Below are 25,709 nucleotides of genomic sequence, written 5' to 3'. Positions count from 1 at the left end.
CGAAAACTCCCCCGGATATTGGAAGAAATTTCAATATCCGGGGGAGTTCTTATGCTATATCATGAGATACTTTTATTTTTTGAAGTTAGCTCTCTTTCTTAAGGTCGGGTCAAGAATACGTTTACGGATACGTAAGGATTCCGGAGTAACCTCTAAGAGCTCGTCAACATCGATAAAGTCTAATGCCTGCTCTAAGGAAAGTATCTTTGGTGGAACAAGGGTCAGCGCTTCGTCTGCGGAAGAAGAACGTGTATTGGTTAAGTGTTTCTTCTTACATACGTTTAATTCAATGTCTTCCGGTTTAGAGGAAGAACCGATAACCATACCGGAGTAAACCTTTACACCGGCTCCGATGAAGAGAGTACCACGCTCCTGAGCGGAGAACAGACCGTAAGTTACGGATTCGCCGGATTCGAAAGCAATCAGGGAACCAAGTTTACGATAAGCAATATCTCCCTTGTATGGAGCATAGCCATTGAAAATGGTATTGATGATACCATTTCCTTTGGTGTCGGTTAAGAAGTCTCCACGGTAACCGATAAGACCACGGGATGGAATGTTAAATTCCATACGGGTATAGCCGCCGCTGATTGGACGCATATCAACCATCTCACCTTTACGCTGGCTTAATTTATCAATAACAGTACCGGTGAATTCATCCGGAACGTCAACATAAGCTAATTCCATAGGCTCTAATTTCTTGCCGTTTTCATCAGTGTGGTAAAGAACTTCAGCCTTGCTGACTGCAAATTCATAACCTTCACGACGCATATTTTCGATTAATACGGAAAGATGTAACTCACCACGTCCGGAAACCTTGAAGCAGTCTGCACTGTCGGTTTCTTCTACACGAAGGCTGACGTCGGTATTTAACTCACGGAACAGTCTGTCTCTTAAGTGACGGGAAGTAATGAATTTACCTTCCTGTCCTGCAAGCGGGCTGTCGTTGACCATGAAATTCATGGAAAGAGTAGGCTCGGAAATTTTCTGGAAAGGAATGGCAACCGGGTTGTCTGTTGCACAGATGGTATCACCGATATGGATGTCTGCAATACCGGAAATAGCAACGATAGAACCGATTTTCGCTTCCTTTACTTCTACTTTATTAAGACCATCAAATTCGTATAATTTGCTGATTTTGACTTTTTTCTGTTTGTCAGGCTCGTGGTGGTTTACTACGATAGCATCCTGATTTACCTTTAAGACACCGTTGTCTACTTTACCAACACCGATTCGTCCAACGTATTCATTATAATCAATGGTACTGATAAGAACCTGGGTGTTTGCATCCGGGTCACCGGTAGGTGCCGGAATGTAGTCGATAATGGTTTCGAATAAAGGAGTCATATCCTTGCGCTCATCATTTAAATTTCTCATGGCGTATCCATCTCTTGCAGAAGCGAAGATGAATGGGCAGTCTAACTGTTCGTCAGAAGCGTCTAAATCCATGAAAAGCTCTAATACTTCATCAATAACTTCTTCCGGTCTTGCTTCTGGACGGTCAATTTTATTGATACATACAATAACCGGCAGATTCAGTTCCAGTGCTTTCATAAGAACGAATTTGGTCTGTGGCATAGCACCTTCAAATGCATCTACCACAAGAATAACACCGTTTACCATTTTCAGAACTCGCTCAACCTCGCCACCGAAGTCGGCATGGCCAGGAGTATCAATGATATTGATTTTTACATCTTTGTAGAATACAGCAGTATTCTTAGAAAGAATGGTAATACCACGTTCACGCTCAATATCATTGGAATCCATGACACGTTCCTGGACTTCCTGATTGGCACGGAATACACCACTCTGTTTCAACAGCTCATCGACCAGAGTAGTTTTACCGTGGTCAACGTGGGCGATGATAGCTATGTTTCTAATATCGTCTCTTGTTGTTTTCATATAAAATCCTTCCTTCTATCAGTGCATAAAATTCAGTTTCTTCTTATATATAATGCCTGTCCATAAATGACCGGCGTTTTTATTCTATCACATATTGAAAAATACGCAAGTATTTCTTTCTTTACAGGAAATTGCTTTCCTGTAAAGAAAAAAACGCTCCGCGAGGATGCACACTGCGGCGTATAAGGTAGATGTCGCAAGCGACCGCCGCAGGCGCGAGAATGTGCCAAGGCACATTCTTTGTTCAAGGACACAGCGCATATGCATGGAAAAGTGGCTTTATGCATAATATATCCAAAATGTTATCGACAGATTTTGATGAGTTTCATCTCATTGGAATGGTACTGTAAAAACGTTCGAAAACACACTAAATAAAGGAGAAAGATTCATGGCAGATAAGATTTTAGAAAACAACCAGGTATCCATTGTAGGGGAGATTATTTCCGATTTCCAATACAGTCATGAAGTGTATGGGGAAGGCTTTTATATGGTAGAGGTAGCGGTCAGCAGATTAAGTAATTTTTCCGACTACATTCCATTGATGATTTCAGAGCGTCTGATTGACACTTCACAGAGTTACATAGGACAGAAGGTATATGTGACCGGACAGTTCCGTTCCTATAACAGACATGAGGAACTTAAGAACCGGCTGGTTCTCTCCGTATTCGTCCGGGAGATTGAGTTTATTGAAGAAGAGACGGAGGAGATGAAGAGCAACCAGATTCTTCTTGATGGCTATATCTGTAAAGACCCGATTTACCGTAAGACTCCTCTTGGAAGAGAAATTGCAGACCTGTTGGTGGCGGTAAACCGTTCCTATGGAAAATCTGATTATATCCCATGCATCTGCTGGGGAAGAAATGCAAGATTTGCCGCAAGATTTGAGGTGGGTGTGCATGTGCAGATCTGGGGCAGAATCCAGAGCAGGGAGTATGTCAAACGCTTAAATGAGGATGAGGTAGAGAAGCGTACCGCCTATGAAGTATCCGTGAGCAAAATTGAATATATGGAATAAAATAGTAGAAATAAAGAATAATTGAGAAAGCATGAAACATACAGACATTGCTTTTTATTGGAAATTGTGGTATCGTAAGTAAATCTGGGATTAAGAGTCCCTGTAAGAATTGGCATGGAGGTTTGTCATGGAAAAGGGTTTCGTACAGATTTATTATGGTGCAGGTCGTGGAAAGACCAATGCTGCACTGGGCAATGCGTTGCGGGCAGCCGGAGAGAATAAGAGTGTAATTATTATCCAGTTTTTAAAAGGAAAAACAGATGATCAGATTGCTTATATGAAGCAGTTAGAACCGGAAATCAAGGTATTCCGTTTTGAAAAATCAGAAGAGAATTATGATGAACTGCCGGAAGAAAGACAGGCAGAAGAGAAACTCAATATGAAAAACGGACTGAATTTTGCCAAGAAAGTGCTGGTTACCGGTGAATGCAATGTACTGATTCTGGATGAAGTTCTGGGCCTTATAGATGCCGGAGTAATTTCGTCGGAAGAATTAGAAGCTGTTTTAAAAGCAAAGATGGATGAAACAGAGGTTATTATGACCGGAAGGGTATTAGAAGAATCCATTCGCAGTTATGCAGATGAGATTTATAAGATTACTGCGGAAAAATAAGAAAGAAAATGTAAAATGTCTGCATAGGACGTTGACAGATAGTAGCAGCGGTGCTATATTGAGGTAAGAAATTTAATATATGAAGGTAGAGGTTGCGTGAGACAAGAGTACTTGGTCGGATATGGCAGACATAGAAGAAGACATAAGGAAAGGGGAACACGCCGAAAGGTTATTTTTCCTGCAAAGAATAATCTTGGGCATGGATTGAAGAAGTTCATGACTGTCATCTTGTAATAAGATGGGGCGCTATCGGTATGATCCATAATAATTTAAGTGGAATATCAACCGGCTCCCTGTGAGCCGGTTTTTTTACTTTACAGGAAATTGCTTTCCTGTAAAGAAAAAAACGCTCCGCGAGGATGCGCACTGCGGCGTATAAGGTAGATGTCGCAAGCGACCGCCGCAGGCGCGGGAATGTGCCAAGGCACATTCTTTGTTATGCTGGTAATAAAAGCAAAACAAACGATATCTTCATACAATAAATAAGATACTTATAAAGTGGAGGAAAAAGAACATGTCTATTTACAAAGGTTCCGGAGTTGCAATTGTAACCCCAATGAAAGCAAATGAAGAAGTTAACTATGACAAATTAGCAGAATTAATTGAAGAACAGATTTCTGAAGGTACAGACTGTATCGTAATCGCAGGAACAACCGGAGAGAGTTCTACCTTATCCATGGAAGAACATCACAAAGTAATCTGTGCAGCAGTAGAATTTGCAAAACACAGAGTTCCAGTAGTAGCAGGAACCGGTTCTAACTCAACGGAGACAGCAATCCAGTTGACCCAAGAAGCAGAAGAAGCAGGAGCAGACGGAGCACTTATCGTAACTCCATATTATAATAAGGCAACACAGAAAGGTTTAATCGGACATTATTCTAAGATTGCACAGGAAACAAGACTTCCGATTATTATGTATAATGTACCGGGAAGAACCGGATGTAACCTTCTGCCGGAGACAGTTGCAGAATTATTCCGCACCCAGGAAAATATTGTTGGATTAAAAGAAGCAACCGGTAACCTTGCACAGGCATCTAAGACCATGTACTTAACCGATGGAAAGCTTGATTTATATTCCGGAGAAGACGGACTGGTTGTACCACTTATGTCCATTGGCGGAATCGGAGTAATTTCCGTATGGGCAAACCTTGCTCCGGCAAAAGTGCATAATATGTGTGAAAGCTTCTTCAAAGGCGACCTTGCAACAGCAAATCAGTTACAGAGAGAAGCCCTTCCATTGATTGATGCATTATTCTGTGAAGTAAACCCGATTCCGGTAAAAGAAGCATTAAATCTTATGGGCAAGAACGTCGGACCGCTTCGTTCCCCGCTTTGCGAGATGGAGCCAGCCAATAAGGAGAGACTGATTCAGGCAATGCGTACATATGGATTAAAATTAGTATAAGAAACTGGAGATGATAGAGATGACAAAAGTAATCATGCATGGCTGTAATGGAAAAATGGGTCAGGTAATAACCGGCCTGATTGCGCAGGACGAAGATGTGAAAATTGTAGCCGGAATTGATACCTATGATGAAAAGAAAAATGATTATCCGGTATATAAGACCATCCGGGAATGCCAGATTGCAGCAGATGTTGTGATTGATTTTTCCAATGCGAAGGCAGTAGATGAACTGTTAAATTACTGTGGCGAGAAGAAGCTTCCGCTGGTACTTTGCACCACCGGTTTATCCGAAGACCAGCTGGCGAAAGTTACTGAGACCAGCAAAGAGACTGCAATTTTAAAATCTGCCAATATGTCACTTGGAATCAATACCTTAATGGATTTATTGCAGACTGCTATAAAGAAGCTTGCACCTGCCGGCTTTGATGTGGAAATCGTAGAGAAACATCATAACCAGAAGCTGGATGCGCCGAGTGGAACTGCTCTTGCATTAGCAGATGCCATGAACGAAGCTATGGACAATACCTATTCCTATAAATTAGACAGGAGCAGTGAGCGGAAGAAGAGAGATGCAAAAGAAATCGGTATTCAGGCAGTCCGTGGAGGAAGCATTGTTGGTGAACATGAAGTAATCTTTGCAGGAACTGATGAAGTGATTGAATTTAAGCATACGGCATATTCTAAGGCAATCTTTGGGAAAGGAGCTGTAGAAGCAGCAAAGTTCTTAAAGGGAAAACCTGCCGGAATGTATGATATGCATGATGTAATCCGTGCAGAGTAGAGTTGGGCACGCATATAATTACAAAATAAGAAATCCCCGGTATCATATCCGAAAAAGATATGATACCGGGGATTTAATATTTACGCATAGTTCGTTTTACAATAACTGGATACCTGCATCTGCTGCAGCCTTGCACATGTCTTCCGGCCAGAGAGAAGACTGGACTTCTCCGATATGGGCCTTACGAAGGAAGAACATACAGATACGGGACTGTCCGATTCCTCCACCGATGGTATATGGAAGTTTGCCATCAATGATTGCTTTCTGGAAAGGAAGCTTAGCACGTTCCGGGCAGCCTGCTTTATCAAGCTGTGAGAGCAGTGCAGCCTTGTCTACACGGATTCCCATGGAAGATAATTCCAGTGCAATATCAAGGACAGGATAGTATACTAAGATGTCGGCATTTAAAGACCAGTCATCGTAGTCCGGGGCACGTCCGTCATGACGCTCGCCGGATTCTAAGACATCACCAATCTGTAAGATGCAGACAGCACCCTTTGCCTTGGTTATGTAATATTCACGCTCCTTTGGAGTATTTTCAGGGAACATATCCTCTAATTCCTGAGTGGTAATGAAGAAGATATCATGCGGAAGAATCTCTTCAATATAATCGTACTGGATAGCCATATATTTTTCTGTTTTACGAAGACATTTGTATACAGTACGGACAGTATCTTTTAAAGTTTCCATGCTGCGGTCTTTCTTTGCAATGACTTTTTCCCAGTCCCACTGGTCTACGAAGATAGAGTGAATATTATCTGCGATTTCATCGCGGCGGATAGCATTCATATCGGTGTAAAGACCTTCGCCCTCTTTGAAATCATAATGCTTTAAGGCATAACGTTTCCATTTAGCAAGAGAGTGAACAACTTCTGCTTTACGCTCATTCTGTTCTTTGATGGTGAACGTAACCGGACGCTCCACACCATTTAAGTTATCATTTAATCCGGAATCAGGGTCAACGAAAAGTGGTGCTGAAACACGGGAAAGGTTTAAACGCAGGGAAAGCAGATTCTGGAAGAAATCTTTCACTGTTTTAATCGCAATCTGTGTATCATGCAGGTTAAGTTGAGACTGATAATTTTTTGGTATAATCAGATGTTCCATAATAGCTCCTTTTTCATTTTAGTCTGCAATTATTATAGCACAGCAATTCGAGTTTGCAATGGATTATTTGTTTAAAAAAGAGTACAGAAGCGGATATAATTTATCACTGTGTTCAATATAACTTCCATGACCTTCTCCCGGAACAATAACCAGAGTGGCATGCTCAATATTTTCTGCAATCTTTTTTGTAACCTTTTTCTTGATTAAATCTTTTTCGCCGGCTAAGACAAGGGTTGGAATCTTGATTTTATGTAAGTCCACCGGCTGGATATCTGGCTCATTGAGCATCATTGTGGAAAAAGGATTCGGATTCTTTTTGCATTCCCTGCGGATGCGGCGGTAGTCTCTTCCTTTGATGTCCTTTGGCGTCAGGTTTGCACCGCTGATCATAAGCTTGGAGAGCTTATCCGGGTATTTCGAAGCTAAGAGAAGTCCGACGATACCGCCGTCACTGAAGCCATAAAAGAGAGGGGCCTTTAATTCTAAGGCATCAATAAAAGCTGCCATGTCGTCTGCCATATCCATGTAATGAAGTTCTTTTGGAGAAGCAGAAAGACCGTGACCTCTGGAATCGATGGCATAAACGGTATAATGTTCGGCAAGCTCCGGAATCAGTACATCAAAAATTTCGTGGGTTTCGCCATTTCCATGCACTAGCAGGAAAGGCTGCCCTTCGCCATATTTTTCATAATAGAGAATCTGACCATTTAATTGAATATACATAATGATTATCGTCCTTTAAAATTGATTATTTTGTCATTCTATTTTATAGTAAAGGTAATTCAACTTTTTTAGTGTAGCATTTTATAAAGGAGAAAACAAGATGGAGACAGAACATGTTATGCATACTTTTGCCCCGGTATACGATAAAAAATCCAGAGTATTAATCTTAGGCACGTTCCCGTCGGTCAAGTCGAGAGAGAACCGGTTTTACTACGGCCATCCGAGAAACCGCTTCTGGAAAGTAACGGCGGCAGTATGCGGCTGTGAGGTCCCGGAGACGATAGAAGAAAAGAAGGCATTTCTTCTCGAAAATCATATTGCTATCTGGGATGTTATTGCATCCTGCGACATAGCAGGATCTTCAGACAGCAGCATAACAAATGTTGTGGCAAATGATATTGAACGGCTGTTAACGGAGGCTCCCATCGAGGCTGTTTTCCTAAATGGCGCAAAAGCCTACGAATTATTTATGAAATACTGTTCCTGTAAGGATAAGGCAGAAATCTGCAAGCTGCCGTCCACCAGTCCTGCCAATGCTGCATGGAGTCTGGAGCGGCTGATAGAAGAATGGAAGAAAATCAGGAGATAGGATGAAATGTATACAGACAGACAGTTAAAGATTATAGCGGTCTTAAAAAGTGCAGATGGCTGGATGAGTGGTTCCCTTCTGCGGGAAAATATCGGGGTGAGCAGCAGGACACTGCAGATGGATATTAAGGCAATCAATGAGAAACAGTCAGGAGAGCCTCTGATACAGTCTAATAACCGGCTGGGGTATCTTTTGAAAAATAAGATTGCATTAGAGCAGGAACAGAAAAGTTGCGGACAGGAGAACTATGTGCATTCCAAGCAGATTATTACTTTGCTGCTGTTTGAAAAGGAGTATACCAGTATTGGAACGATTTCTGAGCGATTATTCCTTTCCCGGTCATCTGTAACTTCTGACCTGCCGCAGGTAAAGCGGATTATAAGCCGCACGCCGGGGGCAGATCTTTTGGTATCCGGACAATATGGACTTAAGATTCAGGCATCGGAGAATGTAAAGAGAATCATGTGCATGAAGACCATGCAGAGCAGACAGGATTATCATATGTTGTTTTCGGAAGAAGAGATGGAGCAGTTTGCAGAAAATCAGAAAAAGTTACAGGCTGTTCTGGCAGAAGTATTTACCAGAAACCAGTTTATCGTATCGGGAGAAGCCTATCATGATTTTGCACGTTATCTTGCGGTCTGCATGATGCGAAGCCAGATGGGATTTCCAGTAACAGAAGGAGAGGACAGCATCAACCGTCCGGGCAGACTGGCAATGGAGCTGGTGGAAGAGATAGAGAAAGTCTGCGGATATCATTTTCCGGAAATGGAAATGCAGAATGTAGAGGCACGGTTAAAGGAATTGAATATGGTCTGTAAGGAGACGGACATTCAACTGGATATGCTGCAGAAATTAGAAGTATTTATCCAGCGGGTGCAGGAGGAAACCGGACTTAAATTGCAGGTGGAGCGGGACCTTTTAGAGGTTTTATCAGACCATGTGTCAAGAATGGAACTCCGGATTCAGAATGGACGTAATAATATCGGTAATCATACCAAAGAAATGGCAAAGCGGTATCCGCTGGAAATGCATCTTTTAAGAACCTGTTTAAGTCCTGTTTTAAATACAGAGATTCCGGATGCGGAAATGGGCTATCTGGTGCTTTATTTTGCATCTGCCATTGAACGTAACAGAAGAAAGCCGGATATTTTATTTATCAGTGACCAGAGTGCCAGCAGCATTTATAATGTACAGAATAAATTAAAAGGCTTCTTAGGGGAGCGAATCAGTGAGATAACAGTTATCCCGGAATATTTATTTGAACAGAGAAAAGAACGGTATTGCCGGAATTACCAGCTTCGGATTACATCGGAAAAGGAGCTGGTATTAAAGGATGCTTCCTTTACTTATCTCGACCTTTTTGCAGACAATGAGCAGATTATGCGGCTGGGGAGAAATGTTGATAAGCTTGAAAATAACTACTGGAAGGAAACGGAAGAAAAGCTCCGGAAAAAATATGGCACAAAGGACAGTCTGTATCTGATAGAAGAAGTGGCAGACTTTGATGATTTAAAGAAAAGAATCGGTTATGAATATCAGGAACAGAAGGTGTCGAAGGAGACCATCGGAAGCAATCGTCTTTCTATGATTGACCATGAGCAGGATGGAAGAAATAAGATTTATCGTATTTATCTTAAAAAGCCATTTGCTTATGGCGGTAAGCAGATTACAGAAGTTATTGCAGCACATTATGGCGGAGAAGGGGATATGATAGAATTCTTTGACTATGTAAAAGAGCTGTTAGGTGGACAGAGCTAGGCAGAGGATTTCGCTATTAGTGACGCAAAAGTATAAATTTCCTGAAACATAAAAGCACGGTATAATAAGCTTAACAAAATAAATGCGGGTCATTTATGAAAGGAGAATGTTTATGGGAAAAAATTATGAGAAGCTGGGAGATGAAATTATTACCCGGCTGGGAGGAGAACAAAATATTACCAAGCTGTTTCACTGTGCTACAAGACTTCGTTTTCAGCTTGCAGATATGTCTAAGGCAGACCTGGAAGGAATCAAGAAGCTGCCGGATGTCATGGGCGTAGTAGAAAGTGTTGGCGGTGTTCAGGTTATCATTGGAAATGATGTAGCATCCGCTTATGCTGCAATTGTAGCAAAGCATAAGATTGAAAACAGCGGTGATGGCAAGATGGTTGAAAAAGCAGATGCAGCACCGGAGAAAAATGGAATTGTATCAAAAATTCTCAATGTGCTTTCTGCCATTTTAGGACCGGCAATTCCACTGATTATGTGTAGTGGATTGATTTCAGCATTACTGATTATTTTAACCAAGTGCGGACTGAGTACAGAAGGCACAACCTATACCATCATCAGCATGGTTGGAAATGCAGCATTATATTTCCTGCCGGTATTACTGGCATATACTTCTGCCAAGAAATTCGGCTGTGATATTATGACCAGTGTTTTCCTTGGCGCAATTATGATTAGTCCGACATTGATTGGATTAACGGAGCAGGGAAGCTTTGTATCACTTTTCGGACTGCCGGTGAAAACAGTAAATTACAGCTCTACCGTAATTCCAATTATTTTAACCATCTGGATCTTCAGCTATGTAGAGAAGCTGGTAGTTAAAATTGTTCCAGCAGCAGTTAAATTTGTATTTAAACCGTTACTGTCTGTTATTATCATGATTCCAGTTATGTTATGTATTACCGGACCAATCGGAAGCTATTGTGGAGACCTTTTATGCAAAGCACTGACCGCAATCAATAACGTAGCACCTTGGTCTTCTGTATTAATTGTTGGCTGTCTTGCACCACTTTTAGTATTAACCGGAATGCATCTTGCATTGATTCCGCTTGTAATGTCCATGTTTGCAACAGCAGGATATGATAATATGTTATTCGTTGCATTTATCGGAATGAACTTCTCACAGTTCGGTGTAGCATTAGCTTGTATGTTAAAAACTAAAAATAAAAACCTTCGTACACTGGCATCTTCCTGTGCAATTACAGCATTCCTGGCAGGAGTTACAGAGCCTACCCTTTATGGAATCTGTGTACGAATGAAGAAACCTTTGATTGCTACCTGGATTGCATGTATCGTAAACGCAATCTTCTGTGCGATCTTCAGCGTAAGAGTATACAGCTTCGGCGCTCCATCCTTCTTTACAATGCCGATTTTCTTAAATCCGGATGGAACGATGAGTAACTTCTATTTTGCAATTGCAGCAGCAGCAATTACCATTGTAGTAAGCTTTGTATCAACCTGGGTGTTAGGATTTGATGACAGCATTTATGGAGAGGAAGCAGCTTAATGGAAAAAAGTCTGAATGTAGTGGAAAAAATATCGGATCAGCTTTATGTGATTACGGAGACAGAGAGTGTGCATTGTTATCTTGTTATAGGAAGTGATAAGGCAATGCTCTTTGACATCGGATATGGCTATGAAAATATCATGCCACTGGTTCGTACAATTACAGATTTGCCGGTTATGCTGGTGTTAAGCCACGGTGATCCGGATCATGGTCTTGGAAGCAAATGGTTTGATGAAGTGTGGATACATCCGCTGGACTGGGGAAAGCTTCTTTGGAATGACACTACAGAGATGCGTAAAAAAGCAATGGATTACAGGGTAAATAAAATGCCCTGGACAAAAGAACTGATACCGGAAGAGTTCCCGGAGTGGAGAATCAGCAATAAGACGAAACCTCATTTTCTCTGTCATGGAGACAAGATTTCGCTGGGAGATATTGAATTTACGGTATTACATACGCCGGGACATAGCTATGGACATATTATGCTTCTGGAAGAGGAGAAAAAATGGCTCTTTTCCGGAGACCAGATATCTGCACACAACATCTGGCATTTTCAGGGAAATGATGTGCAGGCTCCCTTCCGGAGTACACTTCACAGCTTGAAGGAGCTGGCATTAAAAGTAACAGAGGATTATAAAATTTATCCGGCACATGACATTATTCCGATTCAGAAAAATTATCTGACAGATTTGATAGACTGTTTCGAATGGGAACTGCAGGAGAATTATAAAAAGGATGCACCATTCCATTCTTTTGCAGGAGACGGCTATCAGCATTTTTATCAGACTGTAAATCTCATATATTCTGATGAGCGGCTGGGTGAATTCCTCGGAAGGAAAATAGAGCGATAGGGGGAGTGTAAGTGGAATTTAAAGAAAATTTCTTATGGGGCGTAGCCACTGCTGCGAACCAGTGCGAAGGAGGATATTTAGAAGGAGGAAAAGGACTTACCATACAGGACTATATAAAAGGTGGCGGAATCGGAAGACCACGGATGTTTCGCAGTACCATGGAAGAAGGAGCATTCTATCCGAGCCATGATGCGGTAGACCATTATCATCATTATGAGGAAGATATCCGCCTTTTGGCGGAGATGGGCTGCAAATGTTATCGCATGAGTATCAGTTGGGCAAGAATTTTTCCAACCGGATGCGAAGAGGAGCCAAATCAGGAAGGACTTTCCTTTTATAAGAATATTTTTACTCTGTGCAAATCCTTTGGCATAGAGCCGGTGGTGACATTAAGCCACTTTGAAATGCCGTGGTATCTGGTAAAAGAAAAGGGCGGTTTTGCAAACCGGGAAGTAATTGATGATTTTGTTCGTTATGCCTGTTGTGTAATGAATTATTTTAAAGAAGAGGTACATTACTGGCTTTTATTTAACGAGATTAACTTTGGCGTAATGCCAATGGGTGCTTATAAGTCGCTGGGGCTGATTGATGGGAAATATCTCGGCGGGGAAGCATTCATTTCTCTTAAATCCATGACCGTAGACGAAAAAGTAAGATTCCAGGCATTACATCACCAGTTTGTTGCCGGAGCGAAAACGGTGATAGAAGCAAGGAAAATCAGTCCGGAAATAAAAGTGGGCTGTATGATTGGACACATTACGCAGTATCCGCTGACCTGCCGGCCGGAAGATATGTTAGAGTGCCAGCACAAAGACCGGCTATTAAATAAATTTGCCGGAGATGTAGCCGTGTTCGGCAGTTATCCGTCCTATATGAACCGTTATTTTAAAGAACATCAAATTACGATTCAGAAGGAGCGGGAGGATGATGGAATTTTAAAAGCAGGCTGTGTGGACTTCTATACCTTCAGCTATTATATGACAAACTGTGCCACGATAGATGATGCAGCAGAGCAGACCGATGGAAATCTTTTAGAGGGAGCCAAGAATCCGTATCTGACCGCTAGTGAATGGGGCTGGCAGATAGATCCGAAGGGACTGCGCTATACATTAAATGAACTTTGGGACCGCTATCATCTTCCAATGATGGTGGTGGAAAATGGATTTGGTGCACCGGATGAAGTCGATGCAGATGGAAGCATCCACGATGATTACCGTATTTCCTATCTCAATGACCATATCGCAGCAATGGGCGAGGCAATCGAGGACGGTGTAGACCTGTTCGGCTATACCATCTGGTCAGCCATGGATCTTGTCAGTGCCGGAACCGGCGAAATGAAGAAGCGTTACGGACTTATTTATGTGGACAGACATGATGATGGCAGCGGAGATTTTAAGCGAATCCCAAAAGACAGCTATTACTGGTATGCAAAGTGCATTCAGGAAAACGGAAAAAATATTACCGCATAAAGGATTGTGGAGATAAAAAGTAAGATGCGTACAGCGGGTATTGGGTATGCATCTTACTTTTTTACGCTGCAACGCATCCGTAAGAAGCTGCCGGTGGCAGGTTCTGCAGGTGAGTAGCGAGAAATCTGGGGGGACTGTTAGAAAATTTGACACAATAGAAAATGCATGATAAATTTACTCTGAAAAAAGAGAAAGAAGGAAGAAGCATATGGAGAAAATCGCAAGCTTTACAATTGACCATATTAAACTGCAGCCGGGTGTCTATGTATCAAGAAAGGATGCAGTAGGAGACAGTACAGTAACAACCTTTGATTTAAGAATGACATCACCAAATGATGAACCGGTTATGAATACCGCAGAGGTGCATACCATAGAACATCTTGGTGCAACCTTTTTAAGAAATGACGCAGAGTATGCCAGAAAGACCGTGTATTTTGGACCAATGGGCTGCCGGACCGGCTTTTATTTATTGCTGGCGGGAGACTATACATCCAAAGATATCGTGCCACTGATGATTCGCATGTTTGAATTCATCCGTGACTTTAAAGGTGAGGTACCGGGCGCAAGTCCAAAAGACTGCGGCAACTATCTTGATATGAACCTTGGTATGGCAAACTATCTGGCAGACCGTTATTTAAATAATGTGCTCTATCATATTGATGATGCACACCTGAATTATCCGGCGTAGAGGATACTTGGAAAATTTGCTTTAAAGCAGATATGAAAAATGTATTGCGTAATGCATAAGTAGGAAATTAGCAGAAAGAGGAAAGAAAACATGAGTAAAATCGGAATTATCGGTGCTATGGAATTAGAAGTAGCAACATTAAAGAAAAATATGGATACAGACCAGATTACAAAGAAAGCCGGCATGGAATTTCATGAGGGTAATTTAAAAGGAATGCCGGTAGTAGTGGTACAGTGCGGTGTAGGAAAAGTAAATGCAGCAATGTGCGTGCAGATTCTTGCAGATTTATATGATGTAACACATATTATCAATACCGGTGTAGCAGGCTCTTTGAATTCTGTATTAGATATCGGAGATATTTTAGTATCTAAGGATGCTATTCAACATGACATGGATGTGACACCATTAGGCTATGCAAAAGGACAGATTCCGGGATTAGAGCAGCTTGCTTTTGTGGCAGATGAAAAGTTGTGTAAGACTGCTGTAGAGGTATGTAAAAAAGTAAATCCGGATATTCATGTAACAGAAGGCCGCGTAGTAAGTGGAGACCAGTTTATTTCCAGCAAAGAGATAAAGGATGCATTGATTGCAGAATTTCATCCGGACTGCACGGAAATGGAGGGAGCTTCCATCGCGCAGGCAGCAACTTTAAATAACATCCCATATGTAGTCATTCGTGCAATTTCAGATAAAGCAGATGGCTCTGCACAGGAGGATTATCCAACTTTTGAAAAGAAAGCAGCAGAGCATTGTGCAAAGTTAGTACAGGAAATGATGAAGGAGCTGTAAGAATCTTTGAATTGGGTAAAAAACCGCAGAAATGCCAGCCTTTTACCCTGACGAGAGTCAGCAAAGCCAGAATTCCCGGCTCCTCCGGGAATCCGCAAAAAAAAACAACCCGGATATTTGTAATGCCCCTAAAACTATGCTTTTTAGGAAGCAACAAATATCCGGGTTGCATTTTTGCAGTCATCTTACATAAATTTCATAAACATATTCAAAAACCGTAAATAGTCATCATAATTAAAGAAGCGGTCAAGAATATCCTGCAGGGCATTCTGCTCAAGGGAATCCCACTGGTCAACAGAAAGGGAATTATCTACAGTGCCTGCATTGTAGGCAGCATTGCTGTTTGCACTTGCAGCAACGGATGTTCCGTCCGGAAGAGTGACACCTTCCTGCATATAGCCGGTGATCTTGGCTACATAATTCTGGGTTTCTTTAAATGGAGGAATTCCACCGTATTTTGCTACGTTGCCGCTGCCTGCATTGTAGGCGGCAAGAGCAAGGGAGGTATCTCCGTTGTATTTATTTAAAAGCTCGCTGATATATTTGGCACCTGCCATAATATTCTGTTCCGGGTCATAAGGGTCGGTACAGCCAAAATAAGAAGCAGTGGAAGGCATTAGCTGCATGATGCCCATGGCTCCTGATTTGGAAGTGGCATTTGCCTGAAAATTGGATTCCTGCTTTGCCATGGCGGTCAGAAGAGAAACAGAGACACCATAGGTATCGGAGGCTTTTTGAAAGATAGATGCAAGGGAATTGTTGCCTGCATTATTTAAATAGGATTCAAAATTATTTACACCGTTTACAGAGGTTGTGGAAGCAGCGGTACTTCCAAGCGCAGCGGTAATCGGATCAATCTGCATGGATAGAACTCCTTTCATAATCTGAAATTCTTCTTTCTCATTAAGATGCGAATTCCAGGCTGTGTATTAAAATTACAATTTATTCTAGTATAGCATAAAAAACTTGTTTTTTGAAGTCTCATATTGTAGAGTTATTGTGTTTGATGTAGAAAGGGCGAATTAGAAAGAAGGATTACAGAATGAAACAAAATGGCTATGTCAAAGCAGTGAAAGCAGCATTTCCGTATACGATACCGGTATTGACAGGTTATCTTTTTATAGGAATTGCATTTGGCGTGATGTATCAGGAAAAAGGCTACAATTTTCTTTGGGCAATCCTGATGAGTATCTTGGTGTACGCCGGAAGCGGACAGTATCTGGCTGTTAATTTCTTTGCACCGGGAGTCAGTTTCCTGCAGATTATATTCTTAGAATTTATGGTAAATATCCGGCATGTCTTTTATGGACTGTCTTTAATAGAAAAATTCCGTGATATGGGAAAAAAGAAATTATATATGATTTTTTCCCTGACAGATGAGACCTATTCCTTATTCTTTATTACAAAAGTGCCGGAGGGCGTGGATGAGCACAAATTCCTATTTTCCATTGCGTTGTTAGACCAGCTTTACTGGATTATTGGTTCTGCCATCGGAGCCATTGCCGGAACGCTGATTCCGTTTGACACAACGGGTATTGATTTTGCTATGACAGCATTGTTTGTCGTAATTTTTGTGGAGCAGTGGCTGACCAGCAGGAATCATTTGCCGGCGCTGACCGGAATTGCAGCATCTCTTATCTGCCTGCTTATCTTTGGCAGTGATAATTTCATTCTGCCATCCATGATTTGTATTATGATAATTCTGTTATCCGGTCGTAAGGTGATGGAAGAAAAGGAGGTAGTGGAAAATGCCGATTAGTGTGGAACGGTCATTATTAATTATTGTGGTTTGCGGATTGGTTGTATTTACAACAAGGGCAATTCCGTTTGTATTATTCAGTGGGAAAAAAGAAATCCCGGAAATCGTAAAATATCTTGGAAAAGTGTTGCCGCCTGCAGTTGTGGGAATGCTTGTTATTTATTGCTTAAAGGCAGTAAATGTAGTGAAGTTTCCATTTGGTCTGCCGGAATTTATTGCAGTTTTCGTAGTTATCGTTTTACATGTGTGGAAAAGAAATAATTTACTGAGCATCGGTGTGGGAACCGTGCTTTATATGGTGTTAATACAGACAGTATTTGCGTGATGTTAAAGAAATCTTAAAGACTTGGTGCCTTGGTTCTTAAAGGTTCATTCGATACAATAATGGTGTACTTGGAAAGGGGAAAAGAAAATGTATAACATATTGATATGTGATGATGAACCGGATATCGTGTCCGCGTTAAAAATCTATCTTGCATCGGATGGCTATGGAATTTACGAGGCTTATAACGGTCGGGAAGCAATTGAAATGATGCAGAAAACAGAGATACATCTTGTGCTCATGGATATTATGATGCCGGAAATGGACGGCATCCAGACCATGGTGAAGATTCGTGAGAACAGCAATGTCCCTGTGATTTTCCTGACTGCAAAAAGTGAAGACAACGATAAGGTTTTAGGACTTATGGTGGGAGCAGATGATTATATTACCAAGCCATTTAATCCGGTGGAGGTCCAGGCAAGAGTAAAATCCCAGCTGCGCCGTTATATGCAGCTGGGAGGTGGAAACATGACAAAGAAGAATCTTGCCATCGGTGGCATTGAATTAGATGACAGTGCCAAGGTTGTGACGCTGGACGGAGATGCGGTGAGTCTTACCCCTACAGAGTATGATATTTTGAAACTGTTTATGGAACAGCCCGGAGTTGTATTTTCTCCAAAGGATATCTATCGCAAAGTATGGAAAGATGCGCCGTTTGGTTCAGAAAGTACAGTGGCAGTGCATATTCGCCATCTTCGGGAAAAATTAGAGTATGACCCTGCAAATCCACGATATTTAAAAGTGGTGTGGGGACAGGGCTATAAGATGGAAAGAGGAAACACACCATGAAAAAGAAAAAAAGAAGCATCAGAAGAGCAAGCGCAGTCATTGCATTTATTTTACTGACTTCAATTGCATTTTTATCTGCAGTATTTACGCTGGAAATGATAGACAGCCAGATCTATCGAAACAGCCAGGAGGAAACAGCGGCAGACTTTCAGGAGCAGATTGGTTCCTATCTGGCAGCAGAAATTTTTTCAGACTTTGTAAATTATGATATAGAGGATGCGCGGTCTTGTGCATACAGCCTGGCTGATGAGACGAACTTTAATTTTTATGTATTTAAAAAGAGTGTAGATACTTCCGTGGAACGAATCTGTACCATAGAAAACGGAAGTCTGGCAAGCGTCATTCCGGAATACATGGCAATCGTGGGAAATTATGACAGTTATTGTTATCCGGGAATTTCCATAGATGTTTTAAACAGTCCGGAGCAGATATTTACGGAAGTAGAAGAACAGGATGCAAATCTTTCAAGAGGTGATATTTATGCAGTGGCATTCTTCCCGCTGGGGGATTTGACTTATCATGATGATTTGTATTTTAAAATGAAATATATTGATTTTGCATATAAGACCCGCTATGCAATCTTTGCGGTACTTGCAGTAAGTACAATTGGAGCAGTTATTTTACTGGTTACGCTGGTACGGACTGCCGGAAAGAAGGATGAAGAGGGCAGAATACAGAGAAGTTTTATCGATAAGATTCCGCTGGAACTCTATGGACTGATGCTTTATATCGTTGCAGCCTGTGTGGCAGGATTTTTTGGAAACATATGGGGATTTTACGGAACGGACATAGGCTCCTTTGCTGCCATTGTGATACTGGCAGTATTGACAGCAACCCTGCTTTTAGTATTTCTCATGAGCTGCTCAGTAAGGCATAAGACAAAGACGCTGTGGAGCAACACGCTGTTATGCCGGTTTGTAAAATGGCTGAAACAGGCATTGTCTTATATTAAAAAGCATATGCCGTTTATTTATAAAGGTGTAGTGATTGCACTGGGCATTACTTTCATAGAATTTATCGGTGTTCTGATGCTGGAAGACAGTTACAACTGGGAGTGGATTTTTCTGGTATTTCTGGTAGAAAAGGCAGCACTTTTCCTGATATTCTGCATCATACTGGCAAATCTCAATCAGTTGAAGCAGGGTGGTGAGAAGATTGCAGAGGGTGACTATGATTATCAGATGGACACCAGCCATATGCGTGGAGAATTTAAAAATTATGCAGAGCATCTGAATCAGATTGGAAGCGGAATGCAGACAGCACTGGATGAGCGGATGAAGAGCGAGCATTTTAAAACAGAGCTGATTACCAATGTATCCCATGACATTAAAACACCGCTTACTTCTATTATTAATTATGTGGATTTGCTGACCAAAGAGGATGTGGAAAATCCGAAGGTGCAGGAATACTTAGAAGTGCTGACACGACAGTCTGCCCGCCTGAAGAAATTGATTGAAGATCTGATTGAGGCATCCAAAGCTTCATCCGGAGTGCTGAAGGTGAACTGGGAGAAATGTGTACCGGAGGTATTGCTGACACAGGCAGCAGGCGAATATGAAGAACGGCTGGAACAAAAGAATCTGGAACTGGTGATTCATCATCCGCAGGAAGAGCTTGTTGTTCTGGCAGATGGAAGACATCTGTGGAGAGTTTTTGATAATCTGCTGAGCAATATTTATAAATATGCACAGCCGGGAACCAGAGTATATCTTGACCTGGAGCAGGATGAGAGAAATGTTGCCATCGTATTTCGAAATATTTCAAAGAGTCCTTTGCATATGACGGGAGAGGAACTGCAGGAACGCTTTGTCCGGGGAGACAGCTCCAGAAATACGGAAGGCAGCGGCCTTGGATTATCTATCGCACGGAGCCTGACAGAACTTATGAATGGAACGTTCGGGCTGCTTATCGATGGGGATTTCTTTAAAGTGACGCTGACATTTCCACATCATGTGGGAAATGAATCATAATTGAGAAAAAGTCTTAAGATACAATATAAAAATGATAATGACGGGTTGACAAGTCACAATGGGAATTTTAGAATACTACTTAGCTGAGGCAAGAGGTCTGCGGCGGGAAGCCTGCAGGCGAGAAGGAGACTAACTATTATGAAGAAAGAACCATTTGTGACAAAAGAACAGATTGAAGAAATTGTAAAGACATATCCAACCCCGTTTCACCTTTATGATGAAAAAGGCATCCGTGAAAATGCAAAGGCAGTAAAAGAAGCATTTGCATGGAATCCGGGATTTCGTGAGTATTTTGCAGTAAAGGCAACCCCTAACCCATTTATCTTAAATATTTTAAAAGAGTATGACTGCGGCTGCGACTGTGCATCCCAGACAGAGCTGATGTTAGCTGATTCCCAGGGATTTGACGGAAAGCATATTATGTTTTCTTCCAATGATACCCCTGCATATGAATATAAATTTGCAGACAAGATTGGCGCAATCATCAACCTGGATGACTTTACCCATATCGACTTCTTAGAGAAGACAATCGGTAAGATTCCGGAGACCATCAGCTGCAGATATAATCCGGGCGGAGTGTTCAAAATGAGCAACGGTATCATGGATAACCCGGGAGATGCAAAATACGGATTTACAACAGAGCAGTTATTTGAAGGCTTTAAGATTTTAAAAGAAAAAGGTGCAAAGAATTTTGGTATTCATGCATTCTTAGCAAGTAATACCGTAACCAACGAGTATTATCCGATGCTTGCAAAACAGCTTTTTGAAGTAGCTGTTAAATTAAAAGAAGAAGTAGGCTGCCATATCAGCTTTATCAACCTTTCCGGTGGAGTTGGTGTGAACTATACACCAGACCAGGAACCAAACGACATCCGTGTTATCGGCGAAGGCGTACACAAGGTTTATGATGAAATTTTAGTTCCGGCAGGTATGGGTGATGTAGCTATCTATACTGAGATGGGCCGTTTTATGTTAGCACCTTATGGATGCCTTGTGACGCAGGCAATTCATGAGAAACATACACACAAGGAATACATTGGTGTGGATGCCTGTGCAGTAAACCTGATGCGTCCTGCAATGTATGGAGCATATCATCACATTACCGTGCTGGGCAAGGACAACAGCGTATGCGACCACAAATATGATGTAACCGGTTCTCTTTGTGAGAACAATGATAAATTTGCCGTGGATCGTATGTTGCCGAAGATTGACATGGGCGATTATCTGGTAATTCATGATACCGGAGCACATGGTTATTCCATGGGTTATAACTACAATGGTAAATTAAAATCCGCTGAGTTACTTTTGAAGGAAGATGGTTCCGTACAGCTTATCCGTCGTGCAGAGACACCGAAGGATTATTTTGCAACATTTGACTGCTTTGATATTTTGAAAAATATGAAAGACCCGGAAAAATAAACTTGCAATCTATTAGAAAATATGATAAACTTTCTTTTGTTCGGTTCGACTGAACCGAATAAATGCCGGCGTGTCGGAATGGCAGACGAGGCAGACTCAAAATCTGTTGTGGGCAACCACGTGCGGGTTCAAGTCCCGCTGCCGGCATTAATATTTTGGAAAAGAATCGACTACTGGTCGGTTCTTTTTTTACGCGAGTAGCGAGAAAAATCTGGGAGAAAAGGAGGAGCCAAGCTCGCTTTGGCGAACTTCTTTTCTGTTCAGATTTGGCGAGCACCGCGATAACTCGAGAAACTCGCTAAGCGTGTTTCCCGTAGTTACGCGAGTAGAAGGTAAGGAGGATTACATGGAACAGACCAATGACAGAACATTTTTAGAAACAGAACCGGTAGGAAAGCTGTTATTAAAACTGGCATTGCCTACCGTTGCAGCCCAGTTGATTAATATGATGTATAACATAGTAGACCGTATGTACATCGGCCATATTCCGGGGGATGGTGCAATGGCACTGACCGGAGTTGGTGTATGCATGCCGCTTATTATGGTAGTATCTGCGTTTGCAGCACTGATTAGCAATGGCGGTGCTCCACGGGCAACCATATTTATGGGAAAAGGAGAGAAGGACAAGGCGGAAAAAACGCTGGGGAACTGTTTTGGCACCCAGATTATTGTATCGCTGATACTGACTGCATTTCTGCTGGCTGGAAACAGAGGCTTTCTTCTGGCATTTGGAGCCAGCGAAAATACAATTTCTTTTGCTGCTGATTATATGAATATTTATGCTATAGGAACGATTTTTGTGCAGTTGACCCTGGGGATGAATGCATTTATTACGGCGCAGGGATTTGCCAGAACCAGTATGCTGTCGGTACTGATTGGTGCAGTGATTAACATTGTGCTGGATCCGGTATTTATCTTTGGATTTGGAATGGGTGTAAAAGGAGCAGCGCTGGCAACGGTTCTTTCCCAGGCATGTTCCTGTATCTGGGTGCTGGCTTTCTTATGCGGAAAGAAAACGCATCTTCGCCTGAAAGGAAAAAATATGGTTTTGCAGGCAAATATTATTTGGCCGAGTATTGCACTTGGAACAGCAATGTTTATTATGCAGGCAAGCGAGAGCGTGATTTCAGTCTGCTTTAATTCTTCGTTATTACGATATGGCGGAGATATGGCAGTAGGAGCCATGACCATATTAACCAGTGTCATGCAGTTTGCACTACTTCCGTTACAGGGATTGGGTCAGGGAGCGCAGCCGATTATCAGCTATAATTATGGAGCCAAAAGAGCAGACAGGGTAAAAGAAGCCTATTTCTTATTATTGAAAATTGATGTTGGATTTTCCTTTGTTTTGTGGGCACTGGTGATGGCATTTCCAAGAGCATTTGCAGCCATGTTTACCTCAGATGCGGCACTGATTGCGTATACTGGAAATGCACTCCGGATTTATCTTATGGCAATTATGATATTCGGAATCCAGATGGCGTGTCAGATGGCATTTACATCACTGGGAAAAGCAGTATCTTCTATTATTGTAGCGGTCATGCGTAAATTCGTATTATTACTGCCGCTTATTTATATTATGCCACACATTTTTACCGGCAATCAGGCAATGGCAGTTTATATGGCAGAGCCGGTAGCGGATGTGCTGGCGGTAAGCTTTACGTCTGTACTGTTCTATTTCCAGTTCCGCAAGGTGCTGCGTCAGATAGAAGAATAGTTCAAAAAGAGCCTTTTGAGGCTCTTTTTCGTTGACAATAAGTTATCATATATGATAACATAGAGACAGTTGTTGAGGTGAGAAATGGAGAAGAATAAGAGCAGGGAGCAGTCGACGCGTTCGGATGTGGTGCGTCAGTTGAAGGCGGTGCGCAAGGAACAGCATATTACCCAGGAAGTGCTTGCAGAGCGGGCAGGCACGAAGAAATCCAATATTTCCAGATTGGAGAGCGGAAGATATAATCCAAGTCTGGATTTTCTGGTGAAGGTAGCAGGCTGTCTGGGGAAGACCGTAGAGATTCAGATTATGGACAAATAGAAGGAGACAGGGTATTATTATGAAGAAGAACAAACCGAAGACCATGGGGAAAAATATTGACCGGGATGTGGAATTATGCAGAACTACCAATGCCAGAGTCAGCAGTCAGATGATGCGGACACTGGTAAGCCATGAGATTCCGTTTACACAGAACTGGGTGAGAGTTCCATTTTATAAGAGAGTTGCTTATAATGGGGCGAAGGAAGTCTGCGTTATCAGCACACATTATAACCAGTATCAGCGGGCGAGAAGAGTATTAGACCATATGGAAGTGGTATATCGGGAACGCATGATTTTGCATGCGGTATAAGACAGGAGGAAAAAGAGATGGAGAGCTTAACAAAGCAGTTTCCGGATAAGGAGACATTTGACAAATTCTTTGTAGAGAATTTCAAGACCATGACTTACGAAGATGTAAAAGAAGGCTTAGAGGAATTAGTCAAGGCAGAAGGATTAAATATATTTCAGGATGATTATGTGAAAAATGTACGGAAAGAGGATTTTAAAGAGCATCTTTCCAAGGGCGCACGATTTGAATTTGAAAATGCCATGACAGAAGCATTTTACGATAAGAATCCGGAAGTATATGAGGCGGCATTTGGACTTTACGAAGAAGTACCAAAGCAGGCAATGGCAATTACTGAGACTTTTCACCGTACGTATCAGGAGATATATGAAGAGAGTTTAAATTGTATGTTTGATGCAGTGATAGCTCCGTTGTTATAAGAAAAAATTTTTCGGATATTTGAATGTATAATCCACTTTTTTAGAATAGCAGATTCTGACTGTGATTCTAAGAAAGTGGATTTTTCGTTGTCAGGCATTCATAAGAAAATGCTGGTGGCAGGTTTTGTAGGTGTAATTTGGAAAGCGTACTTCCTGACTTTAGAAAAATTTAATTTCAAAAAGAGGAAAGATTGTGCTACCATTACAATAAGCAGGTAACAGGTGGTTATGAAGGAGATAGATTTTGGTCTGAAAATATTACGGGATGCACAGAGGAATTATCTTTATTCGGTATGAAATGCCAATCGTTCTTAGAATGCGTGTTTTTCTTGTTTGTAAACTGTCTTTCCGGTTGCTTTGGCGGAATAGCTGCACTGTCCGTCGAAGGCAGATGCCACATAATGCCTGCAAGGGACACTGGGAATTTCGATATTATATGTAATCGCATCTGGCAACCGGCACAAATTCACATCCTTGTTCAGTTGTGCCTCGCTGGTGCATCCGTGCACTAGCGTTGCCTGTTGCCAGACGAAATTCCAAGTGTCCCTAAACAGCCCTTATCAGGCATCTGTATTTCGACGAACCGTGTAGCTCTTCTGACAAACATTGGAAAGACGGTTTTTATAACAACAAGGAAAACACGTATTTTAGAACCATGGCATTTCATAGCGGAAGATAATCCCCTGCGTATCAGCGTAATATAATTGGAACAAAGTTCGCTATCCCGTTTGCACAATCACCTGAATAACCAGAATAAAAGGAGGAAGCTATCAAATGGCATTTGTATCCTTTCAGAATGTAAGTAAAGTATATAAAACCGGAGAAGTTACGATAGAAGCATTACATGATGTGAATTTTGAGATAGAAAAGGGAGAATTCTGCGTTATCGTAGGAGCGTCCGGAGCGGGAAAGACAACAATATTAAATATATTGGGAGGAATGGATTATCTGACCACCGGAAAAGTATATCTGGATGGAGAAGAAGTCTCAGCATATAATAAGCGGCAGCTTACCAGTTACCGGAGATATGATGTGGGATTTGTATTCCAGTTTTATAATCTGGTGCAGAATCTTACAGCATTGGAAAATGTTGAACTTGCAGCACAGATTTGCAAGGAACCGTTAGATGCAGCAACAGTTTTAGATGAGGTGGGCTTAAGTGAACGGAAAGCCAATTTCCCGGCACAGCTATCCGGTGGAGAACAGCAGAGAGTGGCAATTGCGAGAGCACTGGCAAAGAATCCGAAGGTGCTGCTTTGTGATGAACCGACAGGGGCACTGGATTATAATACCGGAAAAGCCGTTTTAAAACTGCTGCAGAACACCTGCAGAAAACAGGGCAAAACCGTCATTGTAATTACACATAATCAGGCACTGACTGCAATGGCAGACCGTGTCATTACCGTAAAGAGCGGAACCATTCAAAAGATAGAGAAAAATGAACATATCGTGGATGTCGATGAGATTGAATGGTAGTCCATGT

General features: G+C 41.8%; 25 protein-coding genes, 1 tRNA gene and 1 riboswitch. Of the genes, 22 read left to right on the top strand and 4 right to left on the bottom strand.

What is annotated here, in order from left to right; all coding sequences use genetic code 11:
* Positions 1-72 precede the first annotated feature (72 nt).
* Positions 73-1,902, bottom strand: a complete 1,830-nt coding sequence (typA, locus tag DXB39_RS05120) for a translational GTPase TypA (protein WP_117840758.1) — start codon at positions 1,900-1,902, stop codon at positions 73-75.
* 388 nt (positions 1,903-2,290) lie between these two features.
* Between typA and DXB39_RS05115 the strand changes: the two genes are divergently transcribed.
* From DXB39_RS05115 to dapB, 4 genes are all read left to right on the top strand, one after another.
* Positions 2,291-2,917 (top strand): single-stranded DNA-binding protein, encoded by a 627-nt coding sequence (locus DXB39_RS05115; protein WP_022242678.1) that lies wholly within the window; start codon positions 2,291-2,293, stop codon positions 2,915-2,917.
* Between the two features lie 127 nt (positions 2,918-3,044).
* Positions 3,045-3,530 (top strand): cob(I)yrinic acid a,c-diamide adenosyltransferase, encoded by a 486-nt coding sequence (locus DXB39_RS05110; RefSeq protein ID WP_117840760.1) that lies wholly within the window; start codon positions 3,045-3,047, stop codon positions 3,528-3,530.
* A 78-nt stretch (positions 3,531-3,608) separates the two neighbouring features.
* A riboswitch (Lysine riboswitch) is annotated at positions 3,609-3,787 on the top strand.
* Positions 3,788-4,044: 257 nt separating this feature from the next.
* The gene (dapA, locus tag DXB39_RS05105) at positions 4,045-4,935 is read left to right on the top strand and encodes a 4-hydroxy-tetrahydrodipicolinate synthase (protein ID WP_117840761.1); all 891 of its coding nucleotides are present in this window, start codon (positions 4,045-4,047) and stop codon (positions 4,933-4,935) included.
* Between the two features lie 19 nt (positions 4,936-4,954).
* A complete protein-coding gene (dapB, locus tag DXB39_RS05100) occupies positions 4,955-5,716 on the top strand; it encodes a 4-hydroxy-tetrahydrodipicolinate reductase (RefSeq protein WP_022242681.1) in 762 nt (253 codons plus the stop codon).
* 96 nt (positions 5,717-5,812) lie between these two features.
* Here dapB and asnA read toward each other — a convergent pair whose 3' ends face one another.
* Together asnA and DXB39_RS05090 are read right to left on the bottom strand one after the other, a co-directional pair.
* Positions 5,813-6,823: an aspartate--ammonia ligase gene (gene asnA, locus DXB39_RS05095; RefSeq protein ID WP_022242682.1), complete on the bottom strand. Its 1,011-nt coding sequence runs from the start codon at positions 6,821-6,823 to the stop codon at positions 5,813-5,815.
* 63 nt (positions 6,824-6,886) lie between these two features.
* On the bottom strand, positions 6,887-7,546 hold the full coding sequence (locus DXB39_RS05090; protein ID WP_022242683.1) for an alpha/beta fold hydrolase: 660 nt from the start codon (positions 7,544-7,546) through the stop codon (positions 6,887-6,889).
* 100 nt (positions 7,547-7,646) lie between these two features.
* On the opposite strand from DXB39_RS05090, the gene DXB39_RS05085 reads away from it, so the two are divergent.
* The 7 genes from DXB39_RS05085 (at position 7,647) to DXB39_RS05055 (ending at position 15,206) form a co-directional block, all read left to right on the top strand.
* Positions 7,647-8,135 (top strand): DNA-deoxyinosine glycosylase, encoded by a 489-nt coding sequence (locus DXB39_RS05085; RefSeq protein ID WP_117696752.1) that lies wholly within the window; start codon positions 7,647-7,649, stop codon positions 8,133-8,135.
* Between the two features lie 6 nt (positions 8,136-8,141).
* Complete coding sequence (locus tag DXB39_RS05080; RefSeq protein WP_117840763.1) at positions 8,142-9,896, top strand: BglG family transcription antiterminator; 1,755 nt, start codon at positions 8,142-8,144, stop codon at positions 9,894-9,896.
* A gap of 112 nt (positions 9,897-10,008) precedes the next feature.
* On the top strand, positions 10,009-11,409 hold the full coding sequence (locus DXB39_RS05075; RefSeq protein WP_158564690.1) for a PTS transporter subunit EIIC: 1,401 nt from the start codon (positions 10,009-10,011) through the stop codon (positions 11,407-11,409).
* On the top strand, positions 11,409-12,260 hold the full coding sequence (locus DXB39_RS05070) for an MBL fold metallo-hydrolase (RefSeq protein ID WP_117840766.1): 852 nt from the start codon (positions 11,409-11,411) through the stop codon (positions 12,258-12,260). The genes DXB39_RS05075 and DXB39_RS05070 overlap by 1 nt, the downstream gene beginning before the upstream one ends.
* Positions 12,261-12,271: 11 nt before the next feature.
* Positions 12,272-13,729, top strand: a complete 1,458-nt coding sequence (locus tag DXB39_RS05065) for a glycoside hydrolase family 1 protein (RefSeq protein ID WP_117840767.1) — start codon at positions 12,272-12,274, stop codon at positions 13,727-13,729.
* A gap of 208 nt (positions 13,730-13,937) precedes the next feature.
* Positions 13,938-14,417: an S-ribosylhomocysteine lyase gene (locus tag DXB39_RS05060; protein ID WP_117696767.1), complete on the top strand. Its 480-nt coding sequence runs from the start codon at positions 13,938-13,940 to the stop codon at positions 14,415-14,417.
* Between the two features lie 90 nt (positions 14,418-14,507).
* Positions 14,508-15,206: a 5'-methylthioadenosine/adenosylhomocysteine nucleosidase gene (locus tag DXB39_RS05055; RefSeq protein ID WP_117840768.1), complete on the top strand. Its 699-nt coding sequence runs from the start codon at positions 14,508-14,510 to the stop codon at positions 15,204-15,206.
* Positions 15,207-15,391: 185 nt separating this feature from the next.
* On the opposite strand, the gene DXB39_RS05050 is transcribed toward DXB39_RS05055, so the two are convergent.
* Positions 15,392-16,087 (bottom strand): lytic transglycosylase domain-containing protein, encoded by a 696-nt coding sequence (locus DXB39_RS05050; protein WP_117840769.1) that lies wholly within the window; start codon positions 16,085-16,087, stop codon positions 15,392-15,394.
* Positions 16,088-16,248: 161 nt separating this feature from the next.
* On the opposite strand from DXB39_RS05050, the gene DXB39_RS05045 reads away from it, so the two are divergent.
* From DXB39_RS05045 to DXB39_RS04995, 11 genes are all read left to right on the top strand, one after another.
* Complete coding sequence (locus DXB39_RS05045; protein ID WP_117840770.1) at positions 16,249-16,965, top strand: AzlC family ABC transporter permease; 717 nt, start codon at positions 16,249-16,251, stop codon at positions 16,963-16,965.
* Positions 16,955-17,290 carry a branched-chain amino acid transporter permease gene (locus DXB39_RS05040; protein WP_022242693.1) on the top strand — a complete coding sequence of 112 codons (336 nt, stop codon included), beginning with the start codon at positions 16,955-16,957 and terminating at the stop codon, positions 17,288-17,290. Before DXB39_RS05045 ends, DXB39_RS05040 begins: the two co-directional genes overlap by 11 nt.
* Before the next feature lie 87 nt (positions 17,291-17,377).
* On the top strand, positions 17,378-18,076 hold the full coding sequence (locus tag DXB39_RS05035) for a response regulator transcription factor (RefSeq protein ID WP_022242694.1): 699 nt from the start codon (positions 17,378-17,380) through the stop codon (positions 18,074-18,076).
* A complete protein-coding gene (locus DXB39_RS05030; protein WP_117840771.1) occupies positions 18,073-20,046 on the top strand; it encodes a sensor histidine kinase in 1,974 nt (657 codons plus the stop codon). The genes DXB39_RS05035 and DXB39_RS05030 overlap by 4 nt, the downstream gene beginning before the upstream one ends.
* 138 nt (positions 20,047-20,184) lie before the next feature.
* Positions 20,185-21,465: a diaminopimelate decarboxylase gene (locus tag DXB39_RS05025; protein ID WP_022242696.1), complete on the top strand. Its 1,281-nt coding sequence runs from the start codon at positions 20,185-20,187 to the stop codon at positions 21,463-21,465.
* 64 nt (positions 21,466-21,529) lie between these two features.
* Positions 21,530-21,612, top strand: a tRNA-Leu gene (locus tag DXB39_RS05020).
* A gap of 199 nt (positions 21,613-21,811) precedes the next feature.
* Positions 21,812-23,182 carry an MATE family efflux transporter gene (locus DXB39_RS05015; RefSeq protein ID WP_117840772.1) on the top strand — a complete coding sequence of 457 codons (1,371 nt, stop codon included), beginning with the start codon at positions 21,812-21,814 and terminating at the stop codon, positions 23,180-23,182.
* Between the two features lie 84 nt (positions 23,183-23,266).
* The gene (locus tag DXB39_RS05010; RefSeq protein ID WP_022242419.1) at positions 23,267-23,500 is read left to right on the top strand and encodes a helix-turn-helix domain-containing protein; all 234 of its coding nucleotides are present in this window, start codon (positions 23,267-23,269) and stop codon (positions 23,498-23,500) included.
* 19 nt (positions 23,501-23,519) lie between these two features.
* Positions 23,520-23,810 (top strand): hypothetical protein, encoded by a 291-nt coding sequence (locus tag DXB39_RS05005; RefSeq protein WP_022242418.1) that lies wholly within the window; start codon positions 23,520-23,522, stop codon positions 23,808-23,810.
* A 17-nt stretch (positions 23,811-23,827) separates the two neighbouring features.
* A complete protein-coding gene (locus DXB39_RS05000; protein ID WP_022242417.1) occupies positions 23,828-24,226 on the top strand; it encodes a hypothetical protein in 399 nt (132 codons plus the stop codon).
* Positions 24,227-25,000: 774 nt separating this feature from the next.
* On the top strand, positions 25,001-25,702 hold the full coding sequence (locus DXB39_RS04995; protein WP_117840773.1) for an ABC transporter ATP-binding protein: 702 nt from the start codon (positions 25,001-25,003) through the stop codon (positions 25,700-25,702).
* Positions 25,703-25,709: the final 7 nt, after the last annotated feature.

The organism is Roseburia sp. OM03-7AC (genome assembly GCF_003462625.1).
Taxonomy (GTDB): Bacteria; Bacillota; Clostridia; order Lachnospirales; family Lachnospiraceae; genus Roseburia_C; species Roseburia_C amylophila.
The sequence above is the reverse complement of the archived record's forward strand: the minus strand, read 5'-3'. Positions and strand labels throughout refer to the sequence as shown.

What these genes read in the sequence shown, in the direction of transcription:
- typA (WP_117840758.1), bottom strand. Translation starts at nt 1,902, where the DNA reads ATGAAAACAACAAGAGACGATATTAGAAACATAGCTATCATCGCCCAC.
- DXB39_RS05115 (WP_022242678.1), top strand. Translation starts at nt 2,291, where the DNA reads ATGGCAGATAAGATTTTAGAAAACAACCAGGTATCCATTGTAGGGGAG.
- DXB39_RS05110 (WP_117840760.1), top strand. Translation starts at nt 3,045, where the DNA reads ATGGAAAAGGGTTTCGTACAGATTTATTATGGTGCAGGTCGTGGAAAG.
- dapA (WP_117840761.1), top strand. Translation starts at nt 4,045, where the DNA reads ATGTCTATTTACAAAGGTTCCGGAGTTGCAATTGTAACCCCAATGAAA.
- dapB (WP_022242681.1), top strand. Translation starts at nt 4,955, where the DNA reads ATGACAAAAGTAATCATGCATGGCTGTAATGGAAAAATGGGTCAGGTA.
- asnA (WP_022242682.1), bottom strand. Translation starts at nt 6,823, where the DNA reads ATGGAACATCTGATTATACCAAAAAATTATCAGTCTCAACTTAACCTG.
- DXB39_RS05090 (WP_022242683.1), bottom strand. Translation starts at nt 7,546, where the DNA reads ATGTATATTCAATTAAATGGTCAGATTCTCTATTATGAAAAATATGGC.
- DXB39_RS05085 (WP_117696752.1), top strand. Translation starts at nt 7,647, where the DNA reads ATGGAGACAGAACATGTTATGCATACTTTTGCCCCGGTATACGATAAA.
- DXB39_RS05080 (WP_117840763.1), top strand. Translation starts at nt 8,142, where the DNA reads ATGTATACAGACAGACAGTTAAAGATTATAGCGGTCTTAAAAAGTGCA.
- DXB39_RS05075 (WP_158564690.1), top strand. Translation starts at nt 10,009, where the DNA reads ATGGGAAAAAATTATGAGAAGCTGGGAGATGAAATTATTACCCGGCTG.
- DXB39_RS05070 (WP_117840766.1), top strand. Translation starts at nt 11,409, where the DNA reads ATGGAAAAAAGTCTGAATGTAGTGGAAAAAATATCGGATCAGCTTTAT.
- DXB39_RS05060 (WP_117696767.1), top strand. Translation starts at nt 13,938, where the DNA reads ATGGAGAAAATCGCAAGCTTTACAATTGACCATATTAAACTGCAGCCG.
- DXB39_RS05055 (WP_117840768.1), top strand. Translation starts at nt 14,508, where the DNA reads ATGAGTAAAATCGGAATTATCGGTGCTATGGAATTAGAAGTAGCAACA.
- DXB39_RS05050 (WP_117840769.1), bottom strand. Translation starts at nt 16,087, where the DNA reads ATGAAAGGAGTTCTATCCATGCAGATTGATCCGATTACCGCTGCGCTT.
- DXB39_RS05045 (WP_117840770.1), top strand. Translation starts at nt 16,249, where the DNA reads ATGAAACAAAATGGCTATGTCAAAGCAGTGAAAGCAGCATTTCCGTAT.
- DXB39_RS05040 (WP_022242693.1), top strand. Translation starts at nt 16,955, where the DNA reads ATGCCGATTAGTGTGGAACGGTCATTATTAATTATTGTGGTTTGCGGA.
- DXB39_RS05035 (WP_022242694.1), top strand. Translation starts at nt 17,378, where the DNA reads ATGTATAACATATTGATATGTGATGATGAACCGGATATCGTGTCCGCG.
- DXB39_RS05030 (WP_117840771.1), top strand. Translation starts at nt 18,073, where the DNA reads ATGAAAAAGAAAAAAAGAAGCATCAGAAGAGCAAGCGCAGTCATTGCA.
- DXB39_RS05025 (WP_022242696.1), top strand. Translation starts at nt 20,185, where the DNA reads ATGAAGAAAGAACCATTTGTGACAAAAGAACAGATTGAAGAAATTGTA.
- DXB39_RS05015 (WP_117840772.1), top strand. Translation starts at nt 21,812, where the DNA reads ATGGAACAGACCAATGACAGAACATTTTTAGAAACAGAACCGGTAGGA.
- DXB39_RS05010 (WP_022242419.1), top strand. Translation starts at nt 23,267, where the DNA reads ATGGAGAAGAATAAGAGCAGGGAGCAGTCGACGCGTTCGGATGTGGTG.
- DXB39_RS05005 (WP_022242418.1), top strand. Translation starts at nt 23,520, where the DNA reads ATGAAGAAGAACAAACCGAAGACCATGGGGAAAAATATTGACCGGGAT.
- DXB39_RS05000 (WP_022242417.1), top strand. Translation starts at nt 23,828, where the DNA reads ATGGAGAGCTTAACAAAGCAGTTTCCGGATAAGGAGACATTTGACAAA.
- DXB39_RS04995 (WP_117840773.1), top strand. Translation starts at nt 25,001, where the DNA reads ATGGCATTTGTATCCTTTCAGAATGTAAGTAAAGTATATAAAACCGGA.